At 74.6% G+C, this 11,143-nt stretch carries 8 protein-coding genes; 4 read left to right on the forward strand and 4 right to left on the reverse strand.

Annotated elements, in window-relative coordinates; translation table 11 throughout:
- Positions 1-17: 17 nt before the first annotated feature.
- From fabG to C1I95_RS27195, 4 genes are all read right to left on the reverse strand, one after another.
- Positions 18-758: a 3-oxoacyl-[acyl-carrier-protein] reductase gene (fabG, locus tag C1I95_RS27180; RefSeq protein WP_111217973.1), complete on the reverse strand. Its 741-nt coding sequence runs from the start codon at positions 756-758 to the stop codon at positions 18-20.
- A gap of 107 nt (positions 759-865) precedes the next feature.
- A complete protein-coding gene (locus tag C1I95_RS27185; protein WP_111217974.1) occupies positions 866-2,107 on the reverse strand; it encodes a CaiB/BaiF CoA transferase family protein in 1,242 nt (413 codons plus the stop codon).
- A 5-nt stretch (positions 2,108-2,112) separates the two neighbouring features.
- The gene (locus C1I95_RS27190; protein WP_111217975.1) at positions 2,113-3,264 is read right to left on the reverse strand and encodes a steroid 3-ketoacyl-CoA thiolase; all 1,152 of its coding nucleotides are present in this window, start codon (positions 3,262-3,264) and stop codon (positions 2,113-2,115) included.
- Positions 3,265-3,269: 5 nt separating this feature from the next.
- Positions 3,270-3,464: a ferredoxin gene (locus C1I95_RS27195; RefSeq protein ID WP_111217976.1), complete on the reverse strand. Its 195-nt coding sequence runs from the start codon at positions 3,462-3,464 to the stop codon at positions 3,270-3,272.
- A gap of 179 nt (positions 3,465-3,643) precedes the next feature.
- Here C1I95_RS27195 and C1I95_RS27200 point away from each other — a divergent pair, with 179 nt between their 5' ends.
- From C1I95_RS27200 to C1I95_RS27215, 4 genes are all read left to right on the forward strand, one after another.
- Positions 3,644-5,239, forward strand: coding sequence for a (2,3-dihydroxybenzoyl)adenylate synthase (locus tag C1I95_RS27200; RefSeq protein WP_111217977.1), 1,596 nt, complete (start codon positions 3,644-3,646; stop codon positions 5,237-5,239).
- Positions 5,236-6,630, forward strand: a complete 1,395-nt coding sequence (locus C1I95_RS27205) for an NAD(P)/FAD-dependent oxidoreductase (RefSeq protein WP_111217978.1) — start codon at positions 5,236-5,238, stop codon at positions 6,628-6,630. Before C1I95_RS27200 ends, C1I95_RS27205 begins: the two co-directional genes overlap by 4 nt.
- 28 nt (positions 6,631-6,658) lie before the next feature.
- Positions 6,659-6,889 carry an acyl carrier protein gene (locus tag C1I95_RS27210; protein WP_111217979.1) on the forward strand — a complete coding sequence of 77 codons (231 nt, stop codon included), beginning with the start codon at positions 6,659-6,661 and terminating at the stop codon, positions 6,887-6,889.
- Between the two features lie 28 nt (positions 6,890-6,917).
- On the forward strand, positions 6,918-11,143 hold a 4,226-nt coding region (locus C1I95_RS27215; protein ID WP_199523927.1), incomplete at its 3' end, for a non-ribosomal peptide synthetase.

Raw genomic sequence — 11,143 nt, forward strand, 5'->3', positions numbered from 1 at the left:
GGCCGGGGCGGGGGCGCTCACAGCGTGATGCCCCCGTCGACCTGGAAGACCTGACCGGTGACGTAGCCGGCGCGCGCCGAGCAGAGGAAGGCGACCAGGTCGGCGACGTCCTCGGGGCGACCGAACCGGCCCAGCGGGATCTGCCCGAGGGCCTGTTCGCGCAGCTTCCCGGAGAGCGCGTCGGTCATGTCGGTCTCGATGAAGCCCGGGGCGACCACGTTGACCCGGATGCCGTACCGGGCGGTCTCCTTGGCCAGCGACCGGCTCAGCCCGATGATGCCGGCCTTGCTGGCCGCGTACGCGGTCTGGCCGGTGTTGCCGTAGACGCCGGCCACCGAGGACATGTTGACCACCACCCCGGCGCGGCGCTTCATGAACCGGAAGGTCACCGCCCGGCAGAAGTTCCAGGTGCCGGTGAGGTTTGTGGACAGCACCGCCTGCCAGTCCGCCTCGGTGGACAGCACCAGCGGGCTGTCGCGGGTGATGCCGGCGTTGTTGACCAGGCAGTCGATCGGGCCGATCGCGTCCTCGGCGGCCCCGACGAATTCCTCCACGGCGGCCAGGTCGGCCACGTCGCAGGGTGCGAAGTGCACCGGCACCCCGAAGGCCGCCACCTCCGCCCGGGTCTTGGCCGCCGCCTCGCTGGCGCTGCTGTAGCAACCGGCCACCGCGTAGCCCTGCTCGGCCAGCCGGAGCGCCGTGGCCCGGCCGATGCCCCGCGAGACGCCGGTCACCAGAGCTCGGAGCTGAGTGGTCAAGCCAACCTCCCCTGTCGGACGCCTGCCGACTGGACGCAACACGACACGTCACTGGCGGGTGTGTTGTATCTTTCCCGCGCCAACATACTGACCCATCGGTACCGCGATCAGCAAGCGGTGTCGTATGTTTGCTTTGCCGTTCCGGCGGGCACCGCACCGAGCTCGGCGAGCACCTGCGCGGTGTGCTGACCGGGCGCCGGCGCGCCCTGGCGGACCCGGGTCGGGGTACGGGAGAACTTCGCCGCCGGCCCGACGATCGGGGCGGTGCTGCCGTCGCTGAGCACGGTGGGTTGCAGCATCGACCGCTGCGCCACGTGCGGATCGGCGACCACCTCCGCCACCGTGCGCACCCGGGAGACGGTCAGGCCCCGGTCGACCAGCGCCGCGACCGCGACGTCGGCGGGCCGGGCGGCGCACCAGCCGGCGACCACGGCGTCCACCTCGGCCCGGTTGGCCAACCGGTCGGCCGCGCGGGCGAACCCCGGGGCGCGGGCCAGGTCCGGGCGGTCCATCGCCTCGGCAAGTGCCCGCCAGTGCCGGTCCAGCGCGACGGCGAGGTAGACCTGCCCGTCGGCGCAGTCGTAGACGTTGGCGGGCACCACGAAGTCGGTCTGGTTGCCCCAGCGCGCCGGTGGCCGCCCGGCCGCGGCCAGGGTGTGCAGGCCGGCGCCGCCGGCGAGCATGGCGTCGAACATCGCCACGTCGACGTGCTGTCCCTCGCCGGTGCAACGGCGGTGCCACAGGGCGGCCAGCGCGCCGATCGCGCCGTGCAGGCCGGCCAGCTCGTCGGCGAGGAACGTCGGCGCGCGTACCGGGCCGCCGTCGGGGTCGCCGTTGAGCGACATCCACCCGCTGGCCGCCTGCACGATCGGGTCGTACGCCGCCTCGGCCCGCCGGGCGCCGTACTGGCCCCAGCCGGAGATGGAGACGAAGACCAGGTCGGGACGGATGGCGCGGCACTGCGCCCAGCCCACCCCCCACCCGTCGAGGGTGCCCGGTCGGTAGTTCTCCACCACCACGTCGGCGGTGCCGACCAGCCGCAGGAACGTCTCCCGGCCCGACGGCTCCCGCAGGTCGAGCCCGACGCTGCGCTTGTTGCGGTTGACCGTCTGCCGGAACCAGGACAGCCCGGTGCCCGGGATCCGGGGCGGCACCTCGCCGTCGCGGCCGTGCGGCAGCTCCACCCGGATCACGTCGGCACCCAGATCAGCCAGGATCGCGCTGGTCAACGGACCGGACCACACCTTCGTCACGTCCAGCACCCGGACCCCGTGCAGCGGCCCGGCCAGGTCGTCGCGGGCCTCGCGATAGAAGTCACCGGCGTCGCGGTACAGCTCCGTGCCGTCCATCCGGCTCACATCCTTTGCAGGATCGACGCGGTGCCCAGCGCCCCACCGCAGCACATGGTCACCAGGGCCAGTTCCCGGTCGGTGCGTTCCAGCTCGTGCAGGGCGCTGACCAGCAGCCGGGTGCCGGAGGCACCCAGCGGGTGCCCCAGCGCGATCGCGCCGCCGTTGACGTTGACCCGGTCCGGATCGGCGTCATGGGCGGCCGTCCAGCCGAGCACGACGGCCGCGAACGCCTCGTTGACCTCGGCCAGGTCGATGTCGGACAGCCGCATCTTGGCCCGGTCGAGGATCTTGCGGGTGGCCACCACCGGCCCCTCCAGCAGCAGGTACGGGTCGGATCCGGTGACGACCTGGTGCAGCATCCGGGCCCGCGGACGCAGCCCCAGCGCGGCGGCCCGTTCGGCCGACATCCACAGGACGGCCGCCGCGCCGTCGGAGATCTGCGAGGTGGTGCCGGCGGTGTGCACGCCACCGTCGATGGTGGGCCGCAGGGCGGCCAGGCCTTTCGGGGTGGTCTCGCGCAGGCCCTGGTCCCGGGCCACCTCGACGCTGCCGCCGGCGCCGTCGGGCGCGCGTACGGCGACGACCTCGGCGTCGAAGCGCCCCTGCGCCCAGGCCCGCGCCGCGCGTTGCTGGGAACGCACCCCGTACGCGTCGGCGGCGGCCCGGTCCACGCCGTACTTGGCGGCGATCCGTTCCGCCCCGCCGAACTGGGCCTTCGGCGGGTCGTCCCACGGGTAGTCGTCCGTCTTGTAGTGCCCGGGGCCCTGGTAGAGGTTGGTGCCCACCGGCACCCGGGACATCGACTCCACCCCACAGGCGATGCCCACGTCGATCACGCCGGCGGTGATCAGCGCGGCGACCAGGTGGTTGGCCTGCTGCGCCGAGCCGCAGGACACGTCCACGGTGGTGCAGGCCACCTCCGGGTCCAACCCGGTGCTCAACCAGGCGTTCCGGGTCACGTTGAGGCTCTGCTCGCCGACCTGGGTGACGCAGCCGCCGATGATCTGGTCCACCTCCGACGGTGGCAGGCCGACCCGGTCGAGCACCTCCCGCTGCACGGTACGCAGCAGCTCGACCGCCTTCAGTCCGCTGAGCCACCCGTCGCGCCGGCCGATCGGGGTACGCGCCGCGGCGACGATGACCGCCTCTGCCACGGCCCTCACTCCTCACGCAGCGACAGGGCGAGCTTGGGGCAGCCGCGTACGGCCGTCTCCACCTGCGGCAACTGGGCCGCCGGCGGCTGCTCGACCAGCACGTACATGAAATCGTCGTCCCGGATCTCGAACACCTCGGGCGCGCTGTCGGCGCAGACCCCGTGGCTGTCACACCGGTCGTAGTCCACGACTATCCGCATCGTCTTCTCCCACGCTCGTGTCGGGTTGGCCGGGCAGGCTCACGATAGATGACGCATGTAGGATTTGCCGACACACAGAAGCGACAGACACTTGTGCGTGAGAAGACACGTCGCATAGCGTCGGTCGGGTCCGCCCCGGGCGGAGGCAGTCCCCGTCCGGTACGTCCTGGAGGCCGACCATGCTGACCGGATGCGTCCCCTGGCCCGACGACGTCGCCCGGCGTTACCGCCGCGACGGCATCTGGCGCGGCGAGGTGCTGGGTGACCTGCTACGTCCCTGGGCGGCCCGGGACCCCGACCGCACCGCCGTGGTGACCCGCCACGGCCGGTACGGCTACGCCGAGCTGGACACCCGCGCCGACCGGCTGGCCGCCGGGCTGGTCGGGCTCGGTGTCGGGCCCGGCGACCGGGTCGTCGTGCAGCTGCCGAACACCCCGGACTTCGTCGTGACGTGTGTGGCGCTTTTCCGGATCGGCGCGCTGCCGGTGCTCGCGCTGCCCGCCCACCGCCGGGCCGAGCTGGTCTACCTCGCCGAGTACTCCGGCGCGGTGGCCCTGGTGGTGCCCGACGTGGTGGCCGGCACCGACCACCGGGACCTGGCCCGGGCCGTCCGTCAGACGGTGCCCGGGGTCAAGCACGTCCTGGTGGCCGGCGAGGCGCAGGAGCTGACCGCGCTCGCCGACGTCGACGCCGACCCGGTGCAGCTGCCCGCCCCCGACCCGTCGGAGGTGGCGTTCTTCCTGCTCTCCGGCGGCACCACCGGCCTGCCCAAGCTGATCCCGCGCACCCACGACGACTACGCCTTCCAACTGCGGGCCACCGCCGAGGCGATGGGCTTCGACGAGCACGGCGCGTACCTCGCCGCGCTGCCGGTGGCGCACAACGCGGCGCTCGGCTGCCCGGGGGTGCTGGGGGCGCTGCGCGCCGGCGGGCGGGCCGTGCTGGCCGCCAGTCCCGCCCCGGACGAGGTGTTCCCCCTGATCGCGGCCGAGCGGGTCACCCTGACCACGCTGATGCCGGCGCTGCTGCCGGTCTGGACGGAGACCGCCGGCATCTTCGGCGCCGACCTGTCCAAGCTGATCATCGAGGTGGGCGGCGCCACGCTCAGCCCGGAGGTGGCCCGCCAGGTGCGACCCGCCACCGGCGCCACCCTGACCCACTGGTTCGGCATGGCCGAGGGCGTGCTCTGCTTCACCCGGCCCGGCGACGGCGACGAGGCCGCCGCCACCACCCAGGGCACCCCGCTCAGCCCCGCCGACGAGCTGCGGGTGGTGGACGACACCGACCGTGACGTCCCGGCCGGCGAGGTCGGTGAGCTGCTGGCCCGCGGGCCGTGCACGCTGCGCGGCTACTACGCGGTGCCCGAGCACAACCGCACCGTGTTCACCGCCGACGGGTTCCTGCGCACCGGCGACCTGGTGCGCCGCGACCCCGCCGGGCGGCTGGTCGTGGTGGGCCGGATCAAGGACGTGGTCAACCGGGGCGGCGAGAAGGTCTCCGTCGACGAGGTCGAGGGGCACCTGGTGGCCCACCCGGCGGTCCGCACCGCCGCCCTCGTGCCGGTGCCCGACTCCCGACTCGGCGAGAAGAGCTGCGCGGTCATCGTCGCCCGGGGCACCCCGCCCAGCCTCGCCGAGGTCCGCGACTTCCTGCGCGAACGCGGGCTGGCCGACTTCAAACTCCCCGACCGGCTGCACGTCACCGGCGAGCTGCCGTACACCCCGGTCGGCAAGATCGACCGCCGGGCGCTGGCCCGCGAGCTGGCGGCGGCGTGACCCGCCCGCCGCTCACCGCCCCGGCCACCGGCACCGAGGGGGTGCTCTGGCTCGACGGGCTGCCCGCCGACCAGCTCGCCACCCGGCCACCGCTGGACGGCGACACCACCGCCGACGTGGCCATCGTCGGCGCCGGCTACACCGGACTGTGGACCGCCTACTACCTGAGCACGTTCCGTCCCGAGCTGTCGGTGGTGGTGGTCGACGCCGGGCGGGCCGGCTTCGGCGCCTCCGGCCGCAACGGCGGCTGGTGCACCGCGGAGATGCCCGCGCTGCTGATGAGCCTGGTCCGCCGGCACGGCCCGATGGCCGCGATGCGGCTGTACCGGGCCGGTCAGCGCACCCTGGACGAGCTGCACCGGGTGTTCACCACCGAGGGGATCGACGCGCACTGGCGGCACGACGGCTCCCTCTACGTGGCCCGCAGCGCCCCGCAGGTCGACCGGCTGCGCGGCTGGCACGACGTGCGGGCCCGGCTCGGCATCGGCGGGCTCACCCTGACCGTCGGCCCGCCGGCCGCCGAGCGGGTCGGACTGGCCGGCGTGCGCGCCACCGCGTACACCCCGCACTGCGTCACCGTGCAGCCGGCCCGCATCGCCCGCGGCCTGCTCGCCGCGGTGGAACGCCGGGGGGTCCGGGTCGTCGAGCACACCCGGGCCACCCGGATCGCCCCCGGGCTGCTGGTCACCGACTCCGGCACGATCCGCGCCCGGTCGGTGCTGTGCGCCACCGAGGGCTACACCGCCCGCCTGGCCGGGCACGCCCGCCGGGTGCTGCCGCTGCACTCGTACGTGCTGGCCACCGAGCCGCTGGACGCCGGCACCTGGCGGCGGATCGGCCTCGACGACCACATGACCGTCGCCGAGTCCCGCTACCAGTTCGGCTACCTGCAACGCACCCAGGACGACCGGCTGGTGCTCGGCGGGCGGGGCGCCTACTACCGGTTCGGCTCCGCCACCGACCGCCGGGAGGCGGCCGGGCGGCGGGCGTACGACCGGCTGCGCCGCACCCTCGCCGAGCTGCTGCCCGACCTGGCCGACGTGCCCGTGTCGCACCGCTGGAGCGGGGTGTACGGGCTGCACCGGCACACCGAACCCGAGGTGGTCTACGACCGCGAGACCGGGCTGGGCCACGCCGGCGGGTACGGCGGCGAAGGCATCGCCCTGAGCAACCTGGCCGCCCGATCGCTGGCCGCCCTGGTGGCCGGGGTCAGCCGCCCGGAGACCCGGCTGTGCTGGGTGGACAACGCCTCGCGTCGCTGGGAGCCGGAGCCGCTGCGGTTCATCGGCGTACGCGGCGTCAGCGCGGTCGCCACCGGCGCCGACCGTTACGAGCACCGCATCGACCGGGCGGCGCCGCTGGCCCGGCTCGCGCTGCGCGCCATCGTGTGAGCCCTTGACCTGCGACGAGGAGACTGGCGTGGACGACCTGCAGAGGATGCGCAAGGTCTGGGAGTTCATCTTCCAGCAGTCGGTCACCGACGGCTCCGACTTCTTCACCGACCTCGACGGCGACTCGATGGCCGCCGCCGCCCTCGTGCACCACGTCGCCGAGGAGTTCGGGGTCTCGCTGCCGCTGTTCGAGGTCTTCGACCGCCCGACGCCCGCGGAACTGCTCGCGGCCGTACGGGAACAGCCCACGGTCGGCTGACCGCCGCCTTCGCCCCGCGAGGAGCACGATGGACCAGCTCACGGCAACCGGCTTCGGACTCAGCGACCTGCAACAGGCCTACCTGATCGGCGAGCTGGGCGACTTCCAGCTCGGCGGCCCCGCCCTGTTCTACGAGGAGTACGGCGGCCCGCCGTTCGACACCGACGCGTTCGCCGCGGCCGTGGGTACCCTCGTCCGCCGGCACCCGATGCTGCGCTGCGCCGTCGACGAGGCGGGTCTGGTGCGGATCCTGGACGACCCGCCGTCGCCGCTCGGGGTGCGGTCGTTGCGCGGCGAGTCCCCGCAGCGACGCGCGGCGCTGCTGGCCGCCAGCCGCCGCGAGCTGTCCGGCGACGGTCCGCCGCTGTCCGGCCCGGCCGCCTTCCGGATGGTGGTCTGGTGCGACGACGCGGAGTACCTGGTGCAGATGGCGGGCCGGCTGATGGTCTTCGACGGCCAGTCCGGCGAGGTGTTCGCCCAAGAGCTGCGTACCCTGCTGGCCGGCGGCACGCTCACGCCGTTGGACTTCAGCTACGAGCGGTACCGCCGGGAGCTGGAACAGCGCCGCGACGGCCCGGAGTACGCGGCGGCCCGCCGCTACTGGACCGAGCGGCTCGACGAACTGCCCGGCGCCCCGGAACTGCCGCTGCGCCGGGGCGGGCGGCACGACGGCCCGCTGGTGCGGCGCACCTTCGCGTTGCCGGTGGAGCTGACCGACGCGTTCAGCACCGCGCTGCGCCGCCGCCGGCTCACCCCGACGATGGCCGTCGCCGCCGCGTTCGCCCGGGTGCTGCGGCACTGGAGCCGCCAGGCCCGGTTCACCGTGAACATCATGTACGGCGAGCGGCTCAACCTGCACCCGGACGTGTCCCGGCTGATCGGCAGCTTCGCCAGCACCCTGCTGCTGGAGTGCTCGCCGGCGGCCGGGGAGAGCGACTTCACCGCCGACGCCGCCGCCCTGCGCTCCCGGATGCTGCGCGACATGGCCAACGGCGCGTTCAGTGGCGTGTCGGTGATCCGCGAGCTGAACCGCCGCTCCGGCACCGTCTCCGGCGCCCGGATGCCGGTGGTCTTCACCAGCATGCTCGGGCTCGGCTCCGACACCGACCCGGTCTTCCTGGAACTGCTCGGCTGGCAGCGCCGCGAGTCGATGGTGCGTACCCCGCAGGTGGCCTTCGACCACCAGGTGTTCATGCGGGCCGGTGAGATGGTGTTCAGCTGGGACACCGCCGACGGTCTGTACCCGGCCGGCCTGGTCGACGAGATGTTCGCCGCGTACCGGCGATTGCTGGTCGACCTGGCCACCGACGACGCGGCCTGGACGGCGACCCGGGGCGACCGGCTCACCCCCGACCGGCAGCTGGCGGTACGGGCCCGGGTCAACGACACCGCCGCCGAGACGGCCCCACGCACCCTGCACGGGATGTTCCTGGCGCAGGCCCGCCGCACCCCCGACGCCGAGGCCGTGCTCACCCCGACCGGTGGCGTGACATACCGGCAGCTGCGGGAGCGGGCCGGGACGGTGGCCGCCGCGCTGCGCGCCGCCGGACGCGGCCCGGGCGACCTGGTCGCGGTCGTCGCCGACCGGGGCGTCGACCAGATCGCCGCGCTGCTCGGCGTGCTGATGACCGGGGCCGGCTACGTGCCGGTCTCCCCCGGCTGGCCGCCCCGGCGCCGGGCGCAGATCCTCACCGGGGCCGGGGTCCGCGCGGTGCTCGGCCACACCGACGACGACCTGGCCGGCGCCCCCACCGATGCCGTCCGGTTCCGCCTGGCCGACCTGCCGGCCGGCGACCTGCCCGACGCCGAGGCCGCCGACGAGCCGGAGGCGCTGGCGTACGTCATCTTCACCTCCGGCACCACCGGCACGCCGAAGGGCGTGATGATCCGCCACCAGAGCGCGGCCAACACCATCGTGGACGTCAACGAACGCTTCGGGGTCACCGCCGCCGACCGGGTGCTGGCGGTCTCGGAGTTCACCTTCGACCTGTCCGTGTACGACGTGTTCGGGCTGCTGGCCGTCGGTGGTGCGGTGGTCGTGCCCGATCCGGCGCAGGCCCGTGAGGTCGTGCACCTGCACGAGCTGGTACGCCGGGCAGAGGTGACGGTGTGGAACTCGGTCCCCGCCTACCTGGCGATGTTCGTCGACTACGTCCGCGCGGCGGCCGACCGGGACCGGCCGCACCGGCTGCGGCTGGCGATGGTCAGTGGTGACTGGGTGCCGCTGCCGCTTGGCCGCGAGCTGGCCGAGATCGCGCCGGCCGCGCGATGCGTGGCGCTGGGCGGGGCCACCGAGGCGTCGATCTGGTCGAACTGGTTCGACGTGCCCGCCCGGGTGCCGTCGGACTGGACCAGCGTCCCGTACGGCTGGCCGCTGCGTAACCAGCGCTTCCACGTGCTCGACGCCCGGCTCGCCGACCGGCCGGACTGGGTACCCGGGGACCTGTACATCGCCGGCCGGGGGCTCGCCGACGGCTACCTGCACGCGCCCGAACTGACCGCCGCCGCGTTCGTCACCCACCCGGTGACCGGCGAGCGGCTCTACCGCACCGGCGACCTGGGCCGGTACCGGCCGGACGGGGTGATCGAGTTCCTCGGCCGCGACGACCCGCAGGTGAAGATCAACGGCTTCCGGGTGGAACTCGGCGAGATCGAGGCCGCCCTGGTCGAGCAGCCCGGGGTCGCCGACGCTGTGGTGGTCGCCCGCCGTGGCGAGCGGGGCGCGTCGCTGGTCGCCTTCGTCGCCGCCGAGGCGGCGCCGCCCGACTTCGCCGCCGAGGCGGCGGGGCCGGAGTTCGCCGACGAGCTGCGTGCCGCGCTGGGTGGGACGCTGCCCGGGTACCTGGTGCCGCCGGTGATCGAGGTACGGGCCGCGTTGCCGTTGACCGGCAACGGCAAGGTGGACCGGGCCGCGCTCACCGCGGCAGCCGCCGGGCTCGCCCCGGCCACCGGCGAGTTCCGGGCCCCGCAGGACGACACCCAGCGGCGGCTGGCCGCGCTCTGGTCGGAGCTGCTCGACCTGCCGGCGGTCGGCATCGACGACGCGTTCTTCGCCCTCGGCGGCAGCTCGTTGCAGGCGGCACAGCTGATGAACCGCGTCGAGCGGGAGTTCGGCAGCCGGCTGCCGCTGGCCGCCCTCTACCAGCACCGCACGGTCGCCGCGCTGGCCCGGCTGCTGGACACCCGGGACGGTGCGGCAACCGCGTCGACGGTGCAGCCGCTGGCCCTCGGCGACGGCCCCGCGATCGTGCTGGTCCACCCCGTCGGCGGCGACCTGCTCTGCTACCGCGAGCTGGTCGAGCGGCTGCGCGACGACTGGTCGGTGCTCGGCGTCGCGTCACCCGCACTGGACGGCGCGGTCCCGGTGCCGCCGACCCTGACCGAGCTGGCCCGCAGTTACCTCGACGACCTACGCGCCGCGCTGCCAGCGGGTCCGGTGCGGCTGGTCGGCTGGTCACTCGGGGCGGTCCTGGCGTACGAGATGGGCCGACAGCTCACCGACTCCGGTGTGCCCTGCACGGCCGTGCTGATCGACCCGTGGGTCGGCCCGGCCGACGCCCCCGACGATCCGGGCCCGACCGAGCTGGTCCGCGCGTTCCTGACCGACGTGACGCGCGGCGAGACGTCGGCCGACCTGCTGGACAGCCAGCCAGCGGCCGACAGGCCAGCGGCCGGCCAGCCGGGCGACCAGCGGGCCAACAACCCGGCCAACCATCCGACGGCCGACCAGCCGGGCTACCAGCCGACGGCCGACCAGCCCGGTAACAAGCGGGCCAACCCGCCGGCCGACCAGCCGACGGCCGGCCAACCGGGTAACCAGCCGGCCAACCCGCCGGCAGACCAGCCAGGCAACCAGCCGAGGGCCGGCCAACCGGCGGCCGACCAGCCGGCAGGCGATGGGGGCGCTGGTGAGGGGGCGCTGCGCGCCGCCTGGCGTGGTGTGGTCGGCAGCCGGCCGGAGCTGGCGTCGCTGGGGTTGGACGCGGCCGAGCGGCTGTTCGGGGTCTTCGCCGCGCACACCCGGGCGCTGGTCCGGTACGAGGTGCCGGCGGCGCCGGGGCTCACCGTGCACCTGCTGGAGGCGCAGACCGCGCTGGGCGGCGCGGCCGGCGGCTACTTGGTGCCGCTGGGCGACCGGCTGCCCGACGGTGCCGTGGCGACCCGCCGGCAGGTGCCCGGAGACCACTTCGCGGTCACCGACGCCACCGGCGTGGCCGCGGTAGCCGCCGCGGTCTCCACCGCCCTGACCCACCC

Source organism: Micromonospora craterilacus (genome assembly GCF_003236315.1).
Lineage (GTDB): Bacteria > Actinomycetota > Actinomycetes > Mycobacteriales > Micromonosporaceae > Micromonospora > Micromonospora craterilacus.